The sequence below is a fragment of the Streptomyces glaucosporus genome, from assembly GCF_039533345.1.
In the GTDB taxonomy this organism is placed as follows: domain Bacteria; phylum Actinomycetota; class Actinomycetes; order Streptomycetales; family Streptomycetaceae; genus Streptomyces; species Streptomyces glaucosporus.
The window spans coordinates 1-19,643 of sequence record NZ_BAAATJ010000046.1; the positions used below are offsets into that span (position 1 = coordinate 1).

Annotated in this window: 20 protein-coding genes; 1 reads left to right on the forward strand and 19 read right to left on the reverse strand. The window is 73.2% G+C overall.

The features are described 5' to 3' along the window. The 13 genes from ABD358_RS28070 to pyrR form a co-directional block, all read right to left on the reverse strand. On the reverse strand, window positions 1-106 hold a 106-nt coding region (locus ABD358_RS28070; protein WP_344633993.1), incomplete at its 3' end, for an S-adenosylmethionine synthetase N-terminal domain-containing protein. Window positions 107-337: 231 nt separating this feature from the next. After that, the gene (coaBC, locus tag ABD358_RS28075) at window positions 338-1,558 is read right to left on the reverse strand and encodes a bifunctional phosphopantothenoylcysteine decarboxylase/phosphopantothenate--cysteine ligase CoaBC (protein WP_344633975.1); all 1,221 of its coding nucleotides are present in this window, start codon (window positions 1,556-1,558) and stop codon (window positions 338-340) included. A 217-nt stretch (window positions 1,559-1,775) separates the two neighbouring features. Continuing rightward, window positions 1,776-2,048 (reverse strand): DNA-directed RNA polymerase subunit omega, encoded by a 273-nt coding sequence (gene rpoZ / locus ABD358_RS28080; protein WP_344633976.1) that lies wholly within the window; start codon window positions 2,046-2,048, stop codon window positions 1,776-1,778. Between the two features lie 149 nt (window positions 2,049-2,197). Then, window positions 2,198-2,755 (reverse strand): guanylate kinase, encoded by a 558-nt coding sequence (gene gmk / locus ABD358_RS28085; RefSeq protein WP_344633977.1) that lies wholly within the window; start codon window positions 2,753-2,755, stop codon window positions 2,198-2,200. A gap of 38 nt (window positions 2,756-2,793) precedes the next feature. After that, entirely contained in the window at window positions 2,794-3,120 is a 327-nt protein-coding gene (locus ABD358_RS28090; RefSeq protein ID WP_344633978.1) for an integration host factor, read from the reverse strand. A gap of 297 nt (window positions 3,121-3,417) precedes the next feature. Further along, a complete protein-coding gene (gene pyrF / locus ABD358_RS28095) occupies window positions 3,418-4,332 on the reverse strand; it encodes an orotidine-5'-phosphate decarboxylase (RefSeq protein WP_344633979.1) in 915 nt (304 codons plus the stop codon). Beyond that, complete coding sequence (locus ABD358_RS28100; RefSeq protein ID WP_344633980.1) at window positions 4,329-5,456, reverse strand: quinone-dependent dihydroorotate dehydrogenase; 1,128 nt, start codon at window positions 5,454-5,456, stop codon at window positions 4,329-4,331. The genes pyrF and ABD358_RS28100 overlap by 4 nt, the downstream gene beginning before the upstream one ends. A 99-nt stretch (window positions 5,457-5,555) precedes the next feature. Continuing rightward, entirely contained in the window at window positions 5,556-8,867 is a 3,312-nt protein-coding gene (gene carB, locus ABD358_RS28105; protein WP_344633981.1) for a carbamoyl-phosphate synthase large subunit, read from the reverse strand. Then, on the reverse strand, window positions 8,860-10,002 hold the full coding sequence (carA, locus tag ABD358_RS28110; protein ID WP_344633982.1) for a glutamine-hydrolyzing carbamoyl-phosphate synthase small subunit: 1,143 nt from the start codon (window positions 10,000-10,002) through the stop codon (window positions 8,860-8,862). Before carA ends, carB begins: the two co-directional genes overlap by 8 nt. Continuing rightward, window positions 9,999-10,634: a PH-like domain-containing protein gene (locus ABD358_RS28115; protein WP_344633983.1), complete on the reverse strand. Its 636-nt coding sequence runs from the start codon at window positions 10,632-10,634 to the stop codon at window positions 9,999-10,001. The genes carA and ABD358_RS28115 overlap by 4 nt, the downstream gene beginning before the upstream one ends. Continuing rightward, window positions 10,631-11,917 carry a dihydroorotase gene (locus ABD358_RS28120; RefSeq protein ID WP_344633984.1) on the reverse strand — a complete coding sequence of 429 codons (1,287 nt, stop codon included), beginning with the start codon at window positions 11,915-11,917 and terminating at the stop codon, window positions 10,631-10,633. Before ABD358_RS28120 ends, ABD358_RS28115 begins: the two co-directional genes overlap by 4 nt. A gap of 2 nt (window positions 11,918-11,919) precedes the next feature. Beyond that, on the reverse strand, window positions 11,920-12,912 hold the full coding sequence (locus ABD358_RS28125) for an aspartate carbamoyltransferase catalytic subunit (RefSeq protein WP_344633985.1): 993 nt from the start codon (window positions 12,910-12,912) through the stop codon (window positions 11,920-11,922). Between the two features lie 122 nt (window positions 12,913-13,034). Next, a complete protein-coding gene (gene pyrR, locus ABD358_RS28130) occupies window positions 13,035-13,652 on the reverse strand; it encodes a bifunctional pyr operon transcriptional regulator/uracil phosphoribosyltransferase PyrR (protein ID WP_344633986.1) in 618 nt (205 codons plus the stop codon). Between the two features lie 230 nt (window positions 13,653-13,882). On the opposite strand from pyrR, the gene bldD reads away from it, so the two are divergent. Beyond that, on the forward strand, window positions 13,883-14,383 hold the full coding sequence (gene bldD, locus ABD358_RS28135; RefSeq protein ID WP_031507748.1) for a transcriptional regulator BldD: 501 nt from the start codon (window positions 13,883-13,885) through the stop codon (window positions 14,381-14,383). Between the two features lie 233 nt (window positions 14,384-14,616). On the opposite strand, the gene nusB is transcribed toward bldD, so the two are convergent. The 6 genes from nusB to ABD358_RS28165 all read right to left on the reverse strand — a co-directional run bounded on the left by nusB (window position 14,617) and on the right by ABD358_RS28165 (window position 19,578). Further along, window positions 14,617-15,045 carry a transcription antitermination factor NusB gene (gene nusB / locus ABD358_RS28140; RefSeq protein WP_344633987.1) on the reverse strand — a complete coding sequence of 143 codons (429 nt, stop codon included), beginning with the start codon at window positions 15,043-15,045 and terminating at the stop codon, window positions 14,617-14,619. A 2-nt stretch (window positions 15,046-15,047) separates the two neighbouring features. Continuing rightward, a complete protein-coding gene (efp, locus tag ABD358_RS28145; protein ID WP_344633988.1) occupies window positions 15,048-15,614 on the reverse strand; it encodes an elongation factor P in 567 nt (188 codons plus the stop codon). Between the two features lie 67 nt (window positions 15,615-15,681). Then, a complete protein-coding gene (locus ABD358_RS28150) occupies window positions 15,682-16,797 on the reverse strand; it encodes a M24 family metallopeptidase (RefSeq protein WP_344633989.1) in 1,116 nt (371 codons plus the stop codon). Window positions 16,798-16,905: 108 nt separating this feature from the next. After that, complete coding sequence (locus ABD358_RS28155) at window positions 16,906-17,793, reverse strand: AAA family ATPase (RefSeq protein WP_344633990.1); 888 nt, start codon at window positions 17,791-17,793, stop codon at window positions 16,906-16,908. A gap of 157 nt (window positions 17,794-17,950) precedes the next feature. Further along, entirely contained in the window at window positions 17,951-19,045 is a 1,095-nt protein-coding gene (aroB, locus tag ABD358_RS28160) for a 3-dehydroquinate synthase (RefSeq protein ID WP_344633991.1), read from the reverse strand. Continuing rightward, entirely contained in the window at window positions 19,042-19,578 is a 537-nt protein-coding gene (locus tag ABD358_RS28165) for a shikimate kinase (protein ID WP_344633992.1), read from the reverse strand. Before ABD358_RS28165 ends, aroB begins: the two co-directional genes overlap by 4 nt. Window positions 19,579-19,643: the final 65 nt, after the last annotated feature.

Consider the following 19,643-nt stretch of genomic DNA (forward strand, 5'->3'; position numbering starts at 1 on the left):
GATCCTGGGCGAGCAGGGCATCGAGGATGGTGTCGCTGATCTGATCGGCGATCTTGTCGGGGTGGCCCTCGGTCACGGACTCCGAGGTGAACAGGCGGCGGGACACATCGCTCCCTGGGGTTGCAGCGGCTGCTGGCTGATGTCGTCGGCGGACCGGCACCGGGCTGCGCCCGGACACGGTCCGCCGTCAGTTTATCCGCAGCCTTCCACGGAATGGCCATGGCGTCTCGCACTCCGGCACATTCACCCCGTGTCACGGGCGGCGAGCGGAGTGCGGCGGTGCGTCCGCGGCGAGCGGCTCACCTGGCACGACGCGGCGGCGCGGCCCTCCGGCCGCTCACTCCTTGTCCAGGATGCGGACGACCCTGTCCCACACCGTGTCGGCGAGGTCCTCCTTGGGGCCGCGCGGCACGGGCGTCTCGCTGCCGTCCGCGCCCAGGACGACGGCCTCGTTCTCCTCCGACCCGAACGTCCTGTCCTCCCCCACCTCGTTGACGACCAGCAGGTCGCACCCCTTGCGGGCGAGCTTGGCGCGGCCGTTGGCCAGGACGTCGTCGGTCTCGGCTGCGAAACCGACGACCACCTGCCCGGGACGGGACCGCACGGAGGACAGCTCGGCCAGGATGTCGGGGTTGCGGACCAGCGCGATCGGCTCCGGGTCCCGGCCCTCCCGCTTCTTGATCTTCCCCTGGGCGTAGTGGGCGGGCCGGAAGTCGGCCACGGCCGCGGCCATGACCACCACGTCCGCGTCCGCCGCGGCCCCGCGGACGGCCTCCCGGAGCTGGGCGGCCGTCCCCACCCGCACCACGTCCGCGCCGGCGGGGTCGGGCAGGGCGGTGTTGGCCGCCACCAGGGTCACCCGTGCGCCGCGCGCCACCGCGGTGCGGGCCAGGGCGTACCCCTGCCGGCCCGAGGAGCGGTTGCCCAGGAAGCGCACCGGGTCCAGCGGCTCGCGGGTGCCGCCCGCGCTGATCACGACGTGGCGTCCGGCCAGGTCCCGCTCCCGGGACGCGCCGCGGGCGAGGACCCGGCGGCAGACCTCGAAGATCTCGGCGGGGTCCGGCAGCCGGCCCTTGCCGGTGTCCTTGCCCGTCAGCCGTCCGACCGCCGGCTCGATCACGACCGCGCCGCGGCGGCGCAGCGTGGCCACGTTCTCCGCGGTGGCGGGGTGCTCCCACATCTCGGTGTGCATGGCGGGCGCGAAGACCACCGGGCAGCGGGCGGTGAGCAGGGTGTTGGTCAGCAGGTCGTCGGCGAGTCCGTGGGCGGCCCGGGCCAGGGTGTCGGCGGTGGCGGGCGCGACGACGACCAGGTCGGCCTCCTGGCCGATGCGGACGTGGGGGACCTCGTGGACGCTGTCCCAGACCCCGGTCGCCACGGGGTTGCCGGACAGCGCGGACCAGGTGGCCTCGCCGACGAAGTTCAGCGCCGACGCGGTCGGCACCACCCGCACGTCGTGGCCGGACTCGGTCAGCCTCCGCAGCAGTTCGCACGCCTTGTAGGCGGCGATGCCGCCGCTGACCCCCAGGACCACCCTGGGCTTGCCGCTGGTGTCCATCCTTCGCCTCTCCCCGCTTCTCTCCGTGGCACCGTTCCCGTGGCACCGTTTCCGTCCTCACGGCCCGCGCGCCCTGCCCGTGCCCCGGGTCCGCGGGCGCGCCGCCGGCCTTCCATGACACACCACGGGCCCGGCAGCGCGGCTGCCGGGCCCGTGGTGTGTGCCGGTGCGACCGCCCTCGGCGGCCTGACGACGACGTGTGCCTACTGCCGTGTGCCTACTGCGCCGGGGTGTCGGTGGACTCGGCGGTCAGCAGACCCGCGTTGATCTCGCGGAGCGCGATCGACAGCGGCTTCTCGTGGACGTGGGTGTCCACCAGCGGGCCGACGTACTCCAGCAGGCCCTCGCCGAGCTGCGAGTAGTAGGCGTTGATCTGGCGCGCGCGCTTGGCGGCGTAGATCACCAGGCTGTACTTCGAGTCGGTGGCCTCAAGCAGCTCATCGATCGGCGGGTTGATGATGCCCTCGGGCGTGGTCATGGAAGAGGACACGCTCTACCTTCCGCTGCGGTGGATAAGACGGTCAGTGATCGGGCGGCCGGGCCTGGTGGTGTCCGAGTCCGGCGAGACCCTGTGCCGGGTGCTCCGGGGCCGGGAGCCCACCGCCGGTGCTCCGGGGCCCGGGGGCGGTCCGGCGGCGATCACGAATCCTTCATCAAGGCTAGCAGCTCGCGGCTGACGTCCTCGACGGAGGTGTTGACCAGGGTCGTGTCGAACTCGGACTCGGCCGCCAGCTCGGTCCTGGCCGCCTCCAGTCTCCGCTCGATGACCTCGGGGGACTCGGTGCCCCGGCCGGTGAGCCGCCGGACCAGCTCGTCCCAGCTCGGCGGGGCGAGGAAGACGAGCCGGGCCTCGGGCATCGACGCGCGCACCTGGCGCGCGCCCTGGAGGTCGATCTCCAGGAGCACCGGATCGCCCGCCTCCAGCCGCTCCAGCACGGCGCTCCGGGGGGTCCCGTACCGGTTGCCCGCGAACTCGGCCCACTCCAGCAGCTCGCCGTTGGCGACCAGCTTGTCGAACTCCTCGTCCTCGACGAAGAAGTACTGGACGCCGTGCTGCTCCCCGGGGCGGGGCTTGCGGGTGGTGACGGACACCGAGAGCCAGATCTCGGGGTGGACCTTGCGCAGATGAGCGACGACCGTGCTCTTGCCGACCCCGGAGGGGCCGGAGAGCACGGTCAGCCGCGGACGTTCACTCATACGGCGATTATCCCGGTTCCCGGGAAGGCCCGGAAACGTCAGGAGGCGGAACCGCCGCCGAACTCGCGCTCGAGGGAGGCGATCTGGTTGGAGCCCAGGCCGCGCACCCGGCGGCTCTCGGAGATGCCGAGCCGCTCCATGATCTGGCGGGCCCGGACCTTGCCGACGCCGGGCAGGGACTCCAGGAGAGCGGAGACCTTCATCTTGCCGATGACGTCGTTCTCCTGGCCCTGCTTGATGACCTCGTGGAGCGAGGCGTTGGAGTGCTTCAGTCGGTTCTTGACCTCGGCGCGCTCCCGGCGAGCCGCGGCGGCCTTCTCGAGCGCGGCTGCGCGCTGTTCAGGGGTAAGGGGCGGAAGAGCCACGCCTACGTCACCTCGGATGTAGAACTGGTCGGATATGGATCGGTGAGGAACCTAGTAGCCCCGCGTCTGCGGATGCAACGAGCAACACGTCCCCGGACCCTCCCGGCCTGGGAGAACTCCGAATTCGCAGTGCTCTCGTCGGAGACTAGCGGCCCCGAGCGCCACAGTCAGCGAGAACAGGCGAAAAGTCCAGGTCAGACTCAAGTTCAGGGGGACATTCCCGGGCAAATCACCACACGATCGGGGTGCTGGCGGGGCCCCCGCGCCGTCCCGGGCCCCCGCCGGGGCCCGGGAGGATCACCCCAGGACCTCCGCCAGGCGGCCCGTCTCCCGCTCCGCGGCCTCCCGCAGGGCCCGCGGCGAGGGACCGTGTCCCAGGACGCCCCGGCTGATGCTCGGCAGGACGTTGCGCACGGCGTCCCCGAAGACTCCGGGGAGGTCCTCGGCGGTGGCTCCCTGGGCCCCCAGCCCCGGGGCCAGCAACGGACCGTTCACCGCCAGGTCGGCGTCCGCCCGGCCCAGGGTGGCGCCCACCACCGCGCCCACCGAGCCCAGCGGTTCCGCGCCGGCGTTCTCCCGGGCGATGTGGTCCAGCACCGTCTGCGCGACCGCCGCCCCTCCCGCCGCCGTGGCGCGCTGCACCTCGGCGCCCTCCGGGTTGGAGGTGAGGGCCAGCACGAAGACTCCCGCGCCCGCCGCCCGCGCGGCGTCCAGGGCGGGCCGCAGCGAGCCGAACCCCAGGTAGGGGCTGACGGTCAGCGCGTCGGAGAACAGCGGGCTGCCCGGCTCCAGGTAGGCGGCGGCGTAGGCGGCCATGGTGGAGCCGATGTCGCCGCGCTTGGCGTCGGTGAGCACCAGGGCGCCGGCCGAGCGGGCGTCGGCGATCGCCCGCTCCAGCACGGCGACGCCGCGCGACCCGAAGCGCTCGAAGAACGCGGACTGCGGCTTGAGGACGGCCACCCGGTCCGCGAGGGCGTCCACGACCGTGCGCGTGAACCGTTCCAGGCCCGCCACGTCGTCGTCCAGCCCCCAGGAGGCGAGCAGCGAGGCGTGCGGGTCGATGCCCACGCACAGCGGGCCCCGGTCGTCCATGGCGCGGCGCAGGCGGGCGCCGAAGGGCTCGGGGGACGGCTGCGGGGAGGCCGCCTCCGCCGGAGAGGTCGCCGGGGGATTCGCCGGGGAGTTCGCCGGGATGCCCGTCGGGGAGTTCATCGGGAGGTCACCTTCTGGGTGTCGGCGCCGACGGCGTCGGCGAGGGTGGCGTACGGGCTCGCGGCCAGCCTCGCGGCCAGGCCCCGGTGGACGCGGCGGCACCACGCCGGGCCCTCGTAGACGAAGGCGCTGTACCCCTGGACGAGGGTGGCGCCGGCCAGGATGCGCTCCCACACGTCGTCGGCGGTGCGCACCCCGCCGACCCCGACCAGGGTGACGCGGTCGCCGACGCGCGCGTACAGGCGGCGCAGCACCGCCAGGGAGCGGTCCTTCAGCGGCTCGCCGGAGAGGCCGCCCGCGCCGATGGCCTCGATCTCCGCGCGGTCGGAGGTCAGGCCCAGGCCGTCGCGGGCGATGGTGGTGTTGGTGGCGATGATGCCGTCCAGACCCAGTTCGACGGCGAGGTCGGCGACCGCGTCGACGTCCTCGTCGGCCAGGTCCGGGGCGATCTTGACCAGCAGCGGCACCCGGCGGCCGGGCGCCGCGTCGTCGGCGGCGGCGCGCACCGCCGTCAGCAGCGGGCGCAGGTGCTCGGTGGCCTGGAGGTTCCGCAGGCCGGGGGTGTTGGGCGAGGAGACGTTGACGACGAGGTAGTCCGCGTACGGCGCCAGTCGCCCGGCGGAGGTCGCGTAGTCCTCCGCGGCCTCGCCCTCCGGGACGACCTTGGTCTTGCCGATGTTGACGCCGACGGTTGCCGGGAAGACCGCCCGGCGCTTCGCGAGGCGGGCCGCGACGGCGGCGGAGCCGTCGTTGTTGAAGCCCATGCGGTTGATCAGGGCGCGGTCGGCGACCAGGCGGAACAGCCGCTTCTTCGGGTTGCCCGGCTGGGCGCGGGCGGTGACCGTGCCGACCTCCACGTGGTCGAAGCCGAGCATGGTGAGCCCGTCGATGCCGGCGGCGTTCTTGTCGAAGCCGGCGGCGAGCCCGAAGGGGCCGCGCATGGTCAGCCCGAAGGCCTCGGTGCGCAGGGCGCGCGCCTGGCTCCGGGAGGGGGCGAGGACGGCCGCGACGAGGGCCCGCAGGCCGGGGACGCGGGCGACGCGGCGGATCAGGGCGAACGCCAGGTGGTGCGCCCGCTCGGGATCGAGGCGCGTGAGGACCAGGCGGAACAGCAGGGAGTACATGCGGGGTCTTCCGGGCGGCGGGACGTGGGCTTGTTCCCCGTGAGGCCGGGGCTCTCGCGGCGGAGGGGGGACACCGGCCGGTGTCCCCCCTCCGCCGCCTCACCCCTCGCGGGCGGCGATGAGGCGCTCCGCGTGTTCCTGGAGGGAGCGGACGCTCACCTCACCGCGGTTGAGGGCGTCGATGCCCTGCACCGCGGCGGCCAGGGCCTGGACGGTGGTGAGGCACGGCACGCCGCGGGCGACGGCGGCGGTGCGGATGTCGTAGCCGTCCAGGCGGCTGCCGGTGCCGTAGGGGGTGTTGACGATGAGGTCGACCTCGCCGTCGTGGATGAGCTGGACGATGGTCTTCTCGCCGTTCGGGCCGGGGCCCTCGCTGTGCTTGCGCACCACGGTGGCCTCGATGCCGTTGCGGCGCAGGACCTCGGCGGTGCCGGAGGTGGCCAGCAGCTCGAAGCCCATGGCGACCAGCTCGCGGGCCGGGAAGATCATCGAGCGCTTGTCGCGGTTGGCGACCGAGACGAACGCGCGGCCCTTGGTGGGCAGCGCGCCGTAGGCGCCGGCCTGGGACTTGGCGTAGGCGGTGCCGAAGACCGCGTCGATGCCCATCACCTCGCCGGTGGAGCGCATCTCCGGGCCGAGGACGGTGTCCACGCCGCGGCCGTGGACGTCGCGGAAGCGGGTCCACGGCAGCACGGCCTCCTTCACCGAGATCGGCGCGTCCAGCGGCAGGTCGCCGCCGTCGCCGGCGGCCGGCAGCATCCCCTCGGCGCGCAGTTCGGCGATGGTGGCTCCCAGCGAGATCCGGGCGGCGGCCTTGGCCAGGGGGACGGCGGTGGCCTTGGAGGTGAAGGGGACGGTGCGGGAGGCGCGCGGGTTGGCCTCCAGGACGTAGAGGATGTCCCCGGCCAGCGCGAACTGGATGTTGATCAGTCCGCGCACCCCGACGCCGCGGGCGATGGCCTCGGTGGAGGCGCGCAGCCGCTTGATGTCGTGCCCGCCCAGGGTGATGGGGGGCAGCGCGCAGGCGGAGTCGCCGGAGTGGATGCCGGCCTCCTCGATGTGCTCCATCACGCCGCCGAGGTAGAGCTCGGAGCCGTCGTAGAGCGCGTCGACGTCGATCTCGATGGCGTCGTCGAGGAACCGGTCGATCAGCACCGGGTGCTCGGAGATCAGGCCCGCGTGGCGCCGGAGGTACTCCGCCAGCGAGGGCTCGTCGTAGACGATCTCCATGCCGCGCCCGCCCAGCACGTAGGAGGGGCGGACCATGACCGGGTAGCCGATCCCGGCGGCGATCTCCTTGGCCTCGGCGAAGGAGAACGCGGTGCCGTACTTGGGCGCGGGCAGGCCGGCCTCGGCCAGGACGCGGCCGAAGGCGCCGCGGTCCTCGGCGAGGTGGATGGCCTCCGGGGAGGTGCCCACGACGGGGACGCCGCTGTCCTTGAGTGCCTGGGCCAGGCCGAGCGGGGTCTGGCCGCCGAGCTGGACGATCACGCCCGCGACGGGGCCGGCCTGCTCTTCCGCGTGGACGACCTCCAGGACGTCCTCCAGGGTGAGCGGCTCGAAGTACAGCCGGCCGGAGGTGTCGTAGTCGGTGGAGACCGTCTCGGGGTTGCAGTTGACCATCACGGTCTCGTAGCCGGCGTCGCGCAGCGCGAAGGAGGCGTGCACGCAGGAGTAGTCGAACTCGATGCCCTGGCCGATGCGGTTGGGGCCCGAGCCGAGGATGATCACGGCGGGCTTCTCGCGCGGCGCGACCTCGCTCTCCTCGTCGTAGGAGGAGTAGAAGTACGGGGTCCTCGCCGCGAACTCGGCGGCGCAGGTGTCGACCGTCTTGTAGACCGGGCGCACGCCGAGGGTGTGGCGGACCTCGCGGACGACGTCCTCGCGCAGTCCGCGGATCGCGGCGATCTGGGCGTCGGAGAAGCCGTACCGCTTGGCCTCGGCGAGCAGCTCGGGGTCGAGCCGGTCGGCGGCGGCCAGCTCGTCGGCGGTCTCCTTGATCAGGAAGAGCTGGTCGACGAACCAGGGGTCGATCGCCGTGGCCTCGAAGACCTCCTCCGGGGTCGCGCCGGCCCGGATGGCGGCCATGACGGTGTTGATCCGTCCGTCGGTGGGGCGGCGGGCCGCGGCGAGCAGCTCGTCCTTGTCCCCCGGCTCGCCGGTGAAGTCGAACTGGCTGCCCTTCTTCTCCAGCGAGCGCAGCGCCTTGTTCAGCGCCTCGGGGAAGTTCCGGCCGATCGCCATGGCCTCGCCCACCGACTTCATGGTGGTGGTCAGGGCGGCGTCGGCGCCCGGGAACTTCTCGAACGCGAACCGCGGGACCTTGACCACCACGTAGTCCAGGGTCGGCTCGAAGGAGGCCGGGGTCTGCTCGGTGATGTCGTTGGGGATCTCGTCCAGGGTGTAGCCCACGGCCAGCTTGGCTGCGATCTTGGCGATCGGGAAGCCGGTGGCCTTGGAGGCCAGCGCCGAGGAGCGCGAGACCCGCGGGTTCATCTCGATGACGATGACCCGGCCGTTGGCGGGGTTGACGGCGAACTGGATGTTGCAGCCGCCGGTGTCCACGCCCACCTCGCGGATGACGGCGATGCCGATGTCGCGCAGCACCTGGTACTCGCGGTCGGTGAGCGTCATCGCCGGGGCGACGGTGATGGAGTCGCCGGTGTGGACGCCCATCGGGTCGAGGTTCTCGATGGAGCAGACGACCACCACGTTGTCGTTGCGGTCGCGCATCAGCTCCAGCTCGTACTCCTTCCAGCCGAGGATGGACTCCTCCAGGAGCACCTCGGTGGTCGGGGAGAGCGCCAGTCCCTGGCCGGCGATGCGGCGCAGCTCGTCCTCGTCGTGCGCGAAGCCGGAGCCCGCGCCGCCCATGGTGAAGGAGGGACGGACGACCACGGGGTAGCCGCCGAGCTCCTCGACGCCCGCCAGGACCTCCTCCATGGAGTGGCAGATGACCGAGCGGGCCGACTCGCCGTGCCCGATCTTCCGCCGGACCGCCTCCACGACCTCCTTGAACTGGTCGCGGTCCTCGCCCTTGCGGATCGCCTCGACGTTGGCGCCGATCAGCTCCACCCCGTGGCGCTCCAGGGCGCCGGACTCGTGGAGGGCGATCGCGGTGTTCAGCGCGGTCTGGCCGCCCAGGGTGGGCAGCAGCGCGTCGGGCCGCTCCTTGGCGATGATCTTCTCGACGAACTCCGGGGTGATCGGCTCGACGTAGGTGGCGTCGGCGATCTCCGGGTCGGTCATGATCGTGGCGGGGTTGGAGTTGACCAGGATCACCCGCAGGCCCTCGGCCTTGAGCACGCGGCACGCCTGGGTTCCGGAGTAGTCGAACTCGGCGGCCTGGCCGATGACGATCGGACCGGAGCCGATGACCAGGACGGACTGGATATCGGTGCGCTTAGGCACGCTGGCCCTCCATCAGGGAGACGAACCGGTCGAAGAGGTAGGAGGCGTCGTGCGGGCCGGCCGCGGCCTCGGGGTGGTACTGGACGCTGAACGCGGGCCGGTCGAGCAGGCGCAGGCCCTCGACCACTCCGTCGTTGAGGCAGACGTGGGAGACCTCGGCGCGTCCGTAGGGGGTGTCGCTGGGCGCGTCGACGGGGGCGTCCACGGCGAAGCCGTGGTTGTGCGCGGTGACCTCGACCTTGCCGGTGAGGCGGTCCTGCACGGGCTGGTTGATGCCGCGGTGGCCGTACTTCAGCTTGTAGGTGCCGAAACCGAGCGCGCGGCCGAGCACCTGGTTGCCGAAGCAGATGCCGAACAGCGGCGTGGAGCGCTCCAGGACGCCGCGCATCAGGGAGACGGGGTGGTCGGCGGTGGCGGGGTCGCCGGGCCCGTTGGAGAAGAACACGCCGTCCGGATCGACCGCGTAGACGTCCTCCAGCGTGGCCGTGGCGGGGAGGACGTGGACCTCGATGCCCCGCTCGGCCATCCGGCGCGGGGTCATGCCCTTGATGCCCAGGTCCACCGCCGCCACCGTGAACCGCCTGGCGCCGACCGCGGGGACGACGTAGGGCTCGGCGGTGGCGACCTCGGCGGCCAGGTCGGCGCCGGCCATCTCCGGGGCGCTGCGCACCTTGGCCAGCATGGTCGCTTCGTCGGTGACGGCGTCGCCGGAGAAGATGCCCACCCGCATCGCCCCGCGCTCGCGCAGGTGGCGGGTGAGCGCCCGGGTGTCGACGCCGCTGATGCCGACGACGCCCTGGGCGGTCAGCTCCTCGTCCAGGGTGCGCACCGAGCGCCAGTTGGAGGGCACGCGGGCGGGGTCCCGGACGACGTAGCCGGCCACCCAGATCCGCTTCGACTCCGGGTCCTCGTCGTTGACGCCGGTGTTGCCGACGTGCGGGGCGGTCATGACGACCACCTGGCGGTGGTAGGAGGGGTCGGTCAGGGTCTCCTGGTAGCCGGTCATGCCGGTGGAGAACACGGCCTCGCCGAGGGTCTCGCCCACGGCCCCGTAGGCGCGGCCGCGGAAGGTGCGGCCGTCCTCCAGGACGAGTACGGCGGGCACCCTGGAGGCTTTGCGAGCGGAGGTCGTCATCGTGCGCCTTCCTCATGGTGCGTGGTGGCGGCAGCGTCGGTGGTGCCGTGGGGGTCTTCTGCGGTGCCGGCGGGTCCGGCGGCCATCGCCCGGACGGCGTCCCGCCAGGCGGTGTGCTCGGCGGCGCGGTCGGAGCGGAAGCCGGAGTCCAGCAGCTTCCCGCCGTGCTCCCAGGTGATCACCAGCAGGCCGTCCTCGGTGAGGACCTTGCCGGCGATGCCCTTGTCGAGGCGTGCGTCGCGGAGCCGGTCGGCCGGGATGAAGAAGTCGGTCGCCCCGGGCCGCACGACGTCCACGCCCCGCTCGGTGAGGGTGAGCTCGGCGCGGCTGCGGGCGCCCAGGCCGTGGGCGACGATCCGGTCGAGCCACTGCCCCGCCGTGGTGGAGCCGTGGTAGCGGCCGGTCATGGTCAGTTCCGGCTCGCCCGGGTCGGCGGGCCTGCGGGGGAGGTCGGGCAGGTCGGACTGGAGGACCGCCCGCCACTTCCAGCCCTCCCGCATCAGCCAGTACAGCAGCGCGACGAACAGCGCGAGGCCGATCACCCAGGCGATGCGGGCGCTCCAGTCCGTCACCTGCTGCGACTCGGGAGCGGCGGTGTACCGGGCGGCGAGTGACGCCGGTGAGAGGTTCATACGAGCTTTCCGTCCATGACTGTCGCCCTGCCCCGCAGGAAGGTGTGCGTGACGCGGCCCGGCAGCTCCCGGCCCTGGTAGGGGGTGTTGCGGCTGCGGGACGCGAACTGTGCGGAATCCACCGCTCCACGGTAGGACGGATCGACCAGGGTGAGGTTGGCGGGCTCACCTGCCGAGATGGGACGTCCGTGACCGGTGAGGCGGCCGATGGCCGCGGGGCGGAAGGACATCCGGTCGGCGACGCCCGCCCAGTCCAGCAGGCCGGTGTCGACCATGGTGTGCTGGACGACGGACAGGGCGGTCTCCAGGCCGACCATGCCCATGGCCGCGGCGCCCCACTCGCAGTCCTTGTCCTCGTGCGGGTGCGGGGCGTGGTCGGTGGCGACGCAGTCGATGGTGCCGTCGGCCAGCGCCTCGCGCAGGGCCGTCACGTCGGCCTCGGTGCGCAGCGGCGGGTTCACCTTGTAGACCGGGTCGTAGGAGCGCACCAGCTCGTCGGTGAGCAGCAGGTGGTGCGGGGTGACCTCGGCGGTGACGTTCCAGCCCTTGGACTTGGCCCAGCGGACGATCTCCACCGACCCGGCGGTGGACAGGTGGCAGATGTGCAGCCGGGAGCCGACGTGCGCGGCCAGCAGCACGTCGCGGGCGATGATCGCCTCCTCGGCGACGGCGGGCCAGCCGCCCAGGCCGAGCTCGGCGGAGACCACGCCCTCGTTCATCTGCGCGCCCTCGGTGAGCCGGGGCTCCTGGGCGTGCTGGGCGATGACGCCGTCGAAGGCTTTGACGTACTCCAGCGCCCGGCGCATGATCACCGCGTCGTCCACGCACTTGCCGTCGTCGGAGAAGACCCGCACGGAGGCGGCCGACTCGTGCATCGCGCCCAGTTCGGCGAGCTGCTTGCCCTCCAGGCCGATGGTGACGGCGCCGACGGGCTGCACGTCGCAGTAGCCGGACTCCCGCCCCAGCCGCCAGACCTGCTCGACCACGCCGGCGGTGTCGGCCACGGGGAAGGTGTTGGCCATGGCGTGGACGGCGGTGTAGCCGCCGGCCGCGGCTGCGCGGGTGCCGGTCAGGACGGTCTCGGAGTCCTCGCGGCCGGGCTCGCGCAGGTGGGTGTGGAGGTCGACCAGGCCCGGCAGCAGGACCTGGCCGTCGGCCTCGATCACGGTGGCCCCTCCGGCGTCCAGGCCGGTGCCGATCTCGGCGACGGTCCCGTCGGCGATCCGTACGTCCGCGGGGTCGCCGCCGAGGATCCTCGCGCCGCGGATCAGGTAGGTGCTCATGGTCACTCGGTCTCCTCGGAACGGGTGGTGGCGGGGGCGCCGAGGGCGGGTTCGGCGCCGCCCAGCAGCAGGTAGAGGACGGCCATCCGGATGCTGACGCCGTTGCCGACCTGCTCCACCGCCGTGCAGCGGTCGGAGTCGGCGACCTCGGCGGTGATCTCCATGCCGCGGTTCATCGGGCCGGGGTGCATCACGACGGCGTGGTCGGGCATCCGCCCCATGCGCCGGCCGTCCAGGCCGTAGCGGCGGGCGTACTCGCGCCCGGTGGGGAAGAAGGCTGCGTTCATCCGTTCGCGCTGGACGCGCAGCATCATCACGGCGTCGGACTTGGGCAGCACGGCGTCCAGGTCGTACGAGACCTCGCAGGGCCACGCCTCCACGCCGATCGGCACCAGGGTGGGCGGGGCGACCAGGGTGACCTCGGCGCCGAGCGTGGTGAGCAGGTGCACGCCCGAGCGGGCGACGCGGCTGTGGAGGATGTCGCCGACGATGGTGACCCGGCGTCCGGACAGGTCCCGTCCCGCTCCCCCGTCGGGGCCGCCGACCAGGCGGCGGCGGAGGGTGAAGGCGTCCAGCAGCGCCTGGGTGGGGTGCTCGTGGGTGCCGTCGCCGGCGTTGACGACCGAGCCGCCGATCCAGCCGGAGGTGGCCAGGCGGTGCGGGGCGCCGGAGTCGTGGTGGCGGATGACGACGGCGTCCGCGCCCATCGCCTCCAGGGTCAGCGCGGTGTCCTTGAGGGATTCCCCCTTGGAGACCGACGAGCCCTTGGCCGAGAAGTTGATCACATCGGCGGAGAGCCGCTTGGCGGCGGCCTCGAACGAGATCCGGGTGCGGGTGGAGTCCTCGAAGAAGAGGTTGACGACGGTGCGGCCGCGCAGGGTGGGGAGTTTCCTGATCGTCCGGTCCGCGACCCGGGCCAGCTCCTCGGCGGTGTCCAGGATCAGGACGGCGTCGTCGCGGGTGAGGTCGGCGGCCGAGATGAGGTGGCGCATCATCTGTTGCCTTCCGTGGATGGTGGGCGGGGCGGCGGGCAGCGCCCGCGCGCACGGGTGCGCCGGGCCCCGGACGAGCGGGACCCCGGGCGCCGGGCGCGGGCCGGAACGGGTGGGAGGGGGCGCTACTGCTCGCCGGCCGGGGCGGTCCCGCGGACGCCCAGGAGCACGCCGTCGCGGCCGTCCTCCTCGGTGAGCTGGACCTTGACCGTCTCCCGCAGCGAGGTGGGGAGGTTCTTGCCGACGTAGTCGGCGCGGATCGGCAGTTCGCGGTGGCCGCGGTCGACGAGGACCGCGAGCTGCACGGCGCGGGGGCGGCCGATGTCGTTCAGCGCGTCGAGCGCGGCCCGGATGGTGCGGCCCGAGAAAAGCACGTCGTCGACCAGGACGACCAGCCGCCCGTCGATGCCCTCACCGGGGATCTCGGTGCGGGCCAGGGCGCGGGCCGGACGCATCCGCAGGTCGTCGCGGTACATGGTGATGTCGAGCGATCCGACGGGCAGGGGCCGTCCGGTGATCTCCTCCAGCTTGGCGCCCAGCCGCCGGGCCAGGTGCGTGCCGCGGGTGGGGATGCCGAGGAGCACCACGTCGTCGGCGCCCTTGGCGCGCTCGACGATCTCGTGGGCGATGCGGGTCAGGACCCGCGCGATGTCCGGCGCCTCCAGGACGGGGCGTGCCGGAGCGGTGCCGGCTGTGCTGTCGGTGTTGCCGGCCGTGTTGCCGGCGGTGGTGTTGCCGCTCATGCGGAACGGTCCTCCTTCCCCGCCTCACGGGACGGGTCTTAAAGGAGTCGGATGGTGCGCCGTCAACGGTACCAGGCCCGCCCGGGGGCGCTCAGGGGGGATCCCGGTGCAGGTCAAAGGCGCGTGGCCGGGCCCGCGCCCGCCCCCGGTATGGATCCGCTCGGCTTGACGCCCGACATTACGCTGCGTAACATCACAATGAGTTACGAAGACGTCCCCCGGGGAGCCATATGTCCAGCGAATACGCCAAACAGCTCGGAGCCAAGCTCCGGGCCATCCGCACCCAGCAGGGCCTCTCCCTCCACGGTGTCGAGGAGAAGTCCCAGGGCCGTTGGAAGGCGGTCGTGGTCGGCTCGTACGAGCGCGGTGACCGTGCCGTGACCGTGCAGCGCCTGGCCGAGCTGGCGGACTTCTACGGCGTCCCGGTGCAGGAGCTTCTGCCGGGCAGCACGCCGGGCGGGGCCGCCGAGCCGCCGCCGAAGCTCGTCCTGGACCTGGAGCGCCTGGCCCACGTGCCCTCCGAGAAGGCGGGCCCGCTGCAGCGGTACGCCGCGACCATCCAGAGCCAGCGCGGTGACTACAACGGCAAGGTGCTGTCGATCCGCCAGGACGACCTGCGCACCCTCGCGGTCATCTACGACCAGTCGCCGTCGGTGCTGACCGAGCAGCTCATCAGCTGGGGCGTGCTGGGCGCCGACGCGCGCCGCGCGGTCCAGCACGAGGAGGCCTGAGGGCTCCCGGCGAGCGCCGGCGGAGTCCGTCCCGCGGATCATCGGCCAGAACAGCAGAAACGTACCGCCACCGGGCGGGCCCGGAAGGAGGGCCCGCCCGGTGGTGGTTCCCGCTCCGTGCCCCGGTCCCGCCCGGGAGGGCCCGGGGGGAACGCGAACGCCGCGGGGCCCGGGGGACGTCTCGTGTCCCGCGGGCCCCGCGGCGTTCGCTTCGCGTCGCGTGCGCCGGACGCTCAGCCGCGCCTCAGCGTCGGCTTGAGCTCCTTCAGACGGCCCAGCAGGCCGTTGACGAAGGCCGGGGAGTCGTCCGTGGAGAACTCCTTGGCGAGCTGCACCGCCTCGTCGATCACCACCGCGTCGGGAACCTCGTCCTCCCAGATCAGCTCGTACGCGGCGAGGCGCAGGAGATTGCGGTCCACGGCCGGCATCCGGTCCAGGGTCCAGCCGACGGAGTAGGTGGAGATCAGCTCGTCGATCCGGTCCGCGCGCTCCGCGTACCCCTCGACCAGCTGCATCGTGTACTCGCCGACCGGCGGCTGCCGGCTGTCGGTCCTGGCGTGCCGGATCCAGTCCGCCAGTACGGCCGTCACGGCGCTGTCGCGCTGATCGGCCTCGAACAGGATCTGGAAGGCCCGCTTGCGGGCCTTGGTGCGGGCTGCCACGGTTAGCTGTTCACCCGGCCGAGGTACTCACCGGTGCGGGTGTCGACCTTGATCTTCTCACCGGTGGTGATGAAGAGCGGGACGCCGATCTCGTAGCCCGTCTCCAGCCTGGCGGGCTTGGTGCCGCCGGTGGAGCGGTCGCCCTGGACGCCCGGCTCGGTGTACTCGATGGTGAGCTCCACGGCGGCCGGGAGCTCGATGTACAGCGGGTTGCCCTCGTGGATGGCGACCGTGCACTCCTGGCCTTCCAGCAGGTAGTTGGCGGCGTCGCCGACGGTCTCCGGGGAGATGGTGAGCTGGTCGAATGTCTGGGTGTCCATGAAGACGAAGTCGGCGCCGTCCTTGTACGAGAACTGCATGCCGCGCCGGTCGACCGTGGCCGTCTCGACCTTGGTGCCTGCGTTGAAGGTCTTGTCGACCACCTTGCCCGAGAGCACGTTCTTGAGCTTGGTGCGCACGAAGGCGCCGCCCTTGCCGGGCTTGACGTGCTGGAACTCGACAACGGACCAGAGCTGGCCCCCTTCGAGCTTGAGCACCATGCCGTTCTTGAGGTCGTTCGTGGTGGCCACGGTCGCGGAATCTCCTGAGACTGCTGCTGCGGGAACCAGGAACCGCGGCCTTCCGATCGGGGACCGATCAGAGGGCGAGCAGTTCCTTGGTCGTGATGGTGAGTAGCTCGGGTCCGCCGTCCGCCTGCGGGCGAACGACGAGCGTGTCGTCGATCCGGACGCCGCCCCGCCCCGGGAGGTGAACCCCGGGTCCGACGGTGACCGGCACGCAAGCGTCCAGTTTACCCATGGCCGTGGGCGACAACTGAGGGTCCTCGCCGATTTCGAGCCCCACCCCGTGCCCGGTGCACGGCTCCAGCGCCTCCGCGTACCCGGCCGCCTCCAGCGGCTGGCGGGCCGCCCGGTCGACTTCACGGTACTCCGCGCCGGGGGCCAGGGCCTCCCTCCCGGCGCGCTGCGCGGCGAAGACCAGCTCGTACAGCTCGATCTGCCAGTCGGCGGGGGCGGGTCCGATCACGAAGGTCCGCCCGATCCGGCAGCGGTAGCCGCGGTAGCGGGCGCCCAGCCGCACGGTGAGGAAGTCGCCCTCCTCCACCCGGCGGTCGGTGGGCCGGTGGCCGGCCAGACCGGAGTTGCGGCCGGTGGCGACGGAGGTGGGGAAGGCCGGGCCGTCGGCGCCGTGGTCCATCAGGCGCCGCTCCAGCTCCAGCGCCAGGTGGCGCTCGGTACGGCCGACCAGGATGGACTCCAGCAGCTCGCCGAGGGCGTGGTCGGTGATCTCGGCGGCGATCCGCAGGGCCGCCAGCTCCTCCTCGTCCTTGACCAGGCGCTGCTGCTCCACCGCGCAGCCCAGGTCGGTCAGGCGCAGCCCCGGCGCCGCCGCGGCCAGGGCCCGGTGCCGGGCCACGGTGAGGTCGTGCTCCTCCACCGCCAGCACCGCCGTGCCCGCCGCGGCGGCCAGCCCGGCGGCGGCGACGGCAGCGTCGGAGGCGGTGCCGGGGAGGACGAGGCGGCGCAGTCCACCGGTGTCCCCCGGCGGCTCCGTGTGCCCGCCGGCGGCCGGTCCCCGCGGAGTGAGCAGGGTGTCCCCGCCGTCGGGTCCGAGCAGCAGGGCGGCGCCGGGCACGGCACAGCCGGTCAGATAGCGGATGTTGGCGGACCGTGAGATCAGGGCGGCCTCGCTGCCTGCCGCCGCCCACCGGTCGCGCAGCCGTGAACGGCGGGCCACGTGCACCTCGGACATGCTTCCGAGCCTACGCAGAGCGGCGGGCGGGGACCCTTCCGACACGTCCGGACGGGCGGCCGGGCCCCTTCCCGTCCTCCGTCCCGCCCGGGGACCCTCCGGCGCGGGCTACCAGCTCGGCGGGCTGGCGAGACTGCGGGCGACGGCCTCGTCCAGCAGCCGGGCGGTGGTCGCCACGTCCTGCCGGGAGTTGTCGATGATCGGCAGGCCGGAGCCGTACCAGCCCGCCATCCGCCCGTGGATCCGGGCGACCTCCTCGTCGGACAGCCGGCGGTTGCCGGTGCGCTCGGCGTTGCGCTCCAGGACGACCTCCAGGCCGGGCAGCAGCACGACGGGGATCAGACCGGGGCCGACGTGGCGCTTCCAGCCGCCGAGTCCGATGGCGGGCCGGTCGGGGAAGACGGCGTCGTCGAGGATGCAGGAGATGCCGTTGGCCAGGAAGTTCCGGGCGGCGAAGCCGCAGGTGCGGCGGGCCAGGCGGTACTGCGCCTCGGAGTGCTCGTTCCAGCCCGACTGGGGGTCGGCGAAGCCGGAGCGCACCCATTCGCGGACGTCGTCCAGGCTGATGTGCGCGGTGGGCACCCGGCGGTGGTCGGCCCAGTACCGGGCGACGGTGGTCTTGCCCGCGCCGGCCGGGCCGATGAGCAGGACGGCGACGGCGGCGGTGTGCGCGGCCTCCACCGTGGCGGGATCGACGGTCTGCTCGGTGCCCCCCGGTATCTGCACCGGAGCCCCGGCCGGCAGGTGGAGGTGCCCGGTGGCCTCGGGTACCGGCCCGGGAGGCACTGCCGCGGGCGCGGGCGGGTGCGGAGGGGGCGGCGCGGCGGCCGGAGGAGGGGGAAGGGGCGGGGCCTGCGGAGGGGTCCAGCCCGGGTGGACGGCGGGCTGCCGGTGCTGCGGGGGCGCCTGGGGGTGGGGATGCGGTGGATGTCCCTGGAGGTGCCCCCGGGGGGAACCCGCGGGCGGGACGGGCCGCTGCGTCCCGTACTGCTGCATCCGGTCCCAACTCCGTTTCCGTACAGGTGTCCCGCGCGGCCCGGCCGGGTACGGCCGGATGTCACCGCCTGTCCGGTACCGAACCGTACCGTCCCCGGCCGACTCCGTGTGAACGGCCGGGGCGGCGAAGGAGTGCCCGCGGGCCCGCGGGCGGCGGTCAGTCGGCGATCTCGGCGTGGGCGGCGAGCAGCATCGCCGGGTCCGGGCCCTCCAGGACGGTGGGCCTGGCCAGGCCGTCCAGGACGATGAAGCGCAGCCGGTCGCCGCGGGTCTTCTTGTCCACCTTCATCGTCTCCAGCAGCCTGGGCCACTGGTCGCCGCGGTAGGTGACGGGCAGTCCGACGGACTTCAGGATCGCGCGGTGGCGGTCGGCGGTGGCGTCGTCCAGCCGGCCCGCGATCCTGCCCAGCTCGGCGGCGAAGACCATGCCGACGGCGACGGCCGCACCGTGCCGCCAGTTGTAGCGCTCGTTCTTCTCGATGGCGTGGGCGAGGGTGTGGCCGTAGTTGAGGATCTCCCGCAGGCCCGACTCCTTCAGGTCGGCGGAGACCACCTCGGCCTTGACCCTGATCGACCGCTCGATCAGCTCGGCGGTGTGGGGGCCGGCGGGGGTGCGGGCGGCCTGCGGGTCGGCCTCGACCAGGTCGAGGATGGCCGGGTCGGCGATGAAGCCCGCCTTGATGACCTCCGCCAGACCGGAGACGTAGTCGTGCACCGGCAGGGACTCCAGCGCGGCCAGGTCGCACAGCACCCCGGCCGGGGGGTGGAAGGCGCCGACCAGGTTCTTGCCCTCGGCGGTGTTGATGCCGGTCTTGCCGCCGACCGCCGCGTCCACCATGCCGAGCACGGTGGTGGGCACGGCGATCCAGCGCACGCCGCGCAGCCAGGTCGCGGCGACGAACCCGGCCAGGTCGGTGGTGGCTCCCCCGCCGACGCCGACGATGACGTCGGTGCGGGTGAAGCCGGAGGCGCCCAGCGCCTTCCAGCAGTACGCGGCGACCTCGGCGGTCTTGGCCTCCTCGGCGTTGGGCACCTGGATGGCGATGGCCTCCAGGCCCTGCTCGGCCAGGTCCGCCCGGATCGCCTCGCCGGTCTCGGTGAGCGCCTCGGGGTGGATCACCGCCACGCGGTGGGCCTCGGCGCCGATCAGGCCCGGCAGCTCGCCCAGGAGCTGCCGACCGACCAGGACGTCGTAGGGGGCGGTGCCGGCGGTGCCGCCGACCGTGATGCGGGTGGGGGGTGTGGTGGTCATGCGTCCTTCAAGTCGAGTGAGTCCAGGACCGCCTGGGCGACCTCCTCCGGGTCGCGGCCGGCGGTGGTGACGGTCGTGCGGGCCACCTCGGTGTACAGCGGGCGGCGCTGCTCCATCAGGGTGCGCCACTGCTGCCGGGGGTTGACGGCCAGCAGCGGCCGCGGGGCGTCCAGGCCGACGCGCCGGACCGCGTCGGCGAGCGACACGTCCAGGAAGACCACCGGCAGTCCGGTGAGCAGTGCGCGGGTGCCGCCGTCCATGACGGCCCCGCCGCCGAGCGAGACCACCCCGTCGTGCCCGGTCAGCGCCGCCCGCACCGCCTCCCGCTCCAGCTCCCGGAAGCGCGGCTCGCCGTCCTCGACGAAGATGTCCGGGATCGGCTTGCCCGCGGCGGCCTCGATGTCGGCGTCGGTGTCGCGCAGGGTGGTGCCCAGTCTGCGGGCCAGCACCGTGCCCACGGTGGTCTTGCCCGCGCCGGGCGGGCCCACCAGTACCACGGCCGGGCCGGTGCCGTGTGGCTCCGCGGCGCTCACCGGATCTCCAGACCGTCCAGGTAGCCGGTGATGTTGCGGCGGGTCTCGGCGACATGGTCGCCGCC

Excerpts from the sequence above, each read along its gene's own strand:
- coaBC (WP_344633975.1), bottom strand. The coding sequence starts at position 1,558 with ATGGACACCAGCGGCAAGCCCAGGGTGGTCCTGGGGGTCAGCGGCGGC.
- gmk (WP_344633977.1), bottom strand. The coding sequence starts at position 2,755 with ATGAGTGAACGTCCGCGGCTGACCGTGCTCTCCGGCCCCTCCGGGGTC.
- pyrF (WP_344633979.1), bottom strand. The coding sequence starts at position 4,332 with ATGAACTCCCCGACGGGCATCCCGGCGAACTCCCCGGCGAATCCCCCG.
- ABD358_RS28100 (WP_344633980.1), bottom strand. The coding sequence starts at position 5,456 with ATGTACTCCCTGCTGTTCCGCCTGGTCCTCACGCGCCTCGATCCCGAG.
- carA (WP_344633982.1), bottom strand. The coding sequence starts at position 10,002 with ATGACGACCTCCGCTCGCAAAGCCTCCAGGGTGCCCGCCGTACTCGTC.
- ABD358_RS28115 (WP_344633983.1), bottom strand. The coding sequence starts at position 10,634 with ATGAACCTCTCACCGGCGTCACTCGCCGCCCGGTACACCGCCGCTCCC.
- ABD358_RS28120 (WP_344633984.1), bottom strand. The coding sequence starts at position 11,917 with ATGAGCACCTACCTGATCCGCGGCGCGAGGATCCTCGGCGGCGACCCC.
- ABD358_RS28125 (WP_344633985.1), bottom strand. The coding sequence starts at position 12,912 with ATGATGCGCCACCTCATCTCGGCCGCCGACCTCACCCGCGACGACGCC.
- pyrR (WP_344633986.1), bottom strand. The coding sequence starts at position 13,652 with ATGAGCGGCAACACCACCGCCGGCAACACGGCCGGCAACACCGACAGC.
- bldD (WP_031507748.1), top strand. The coding sequence starts at position 13,883 with ATGTCCAGCGAATACGCCAAACAGCTCGGAGCCAAGCTCCGGGCCATC.
- ABD358_RS28150 (WP_344633989.1), bottom strand. The coding sequence starts at position 16,797 with ATGTCCGAGGTGCACGTGGCCCGCCGTTCACGGCTGCGCGACCGGTGG.
- ABD358_RS28155 (WP_344633990.1), bottom strand. The coding sequence starts at position 17,793 with ATGCAGCAGTACGGGACGCAGCGGCCCGTCCCGCCCGCGGGTTCCCCC.
- aroB (WP_344633991.1), bottom strand. The coding sequence starts at position 19,045 with ATGACCACCACACCCCCCACCCGCATCACGGTCGGCGGCACCGCCGGC.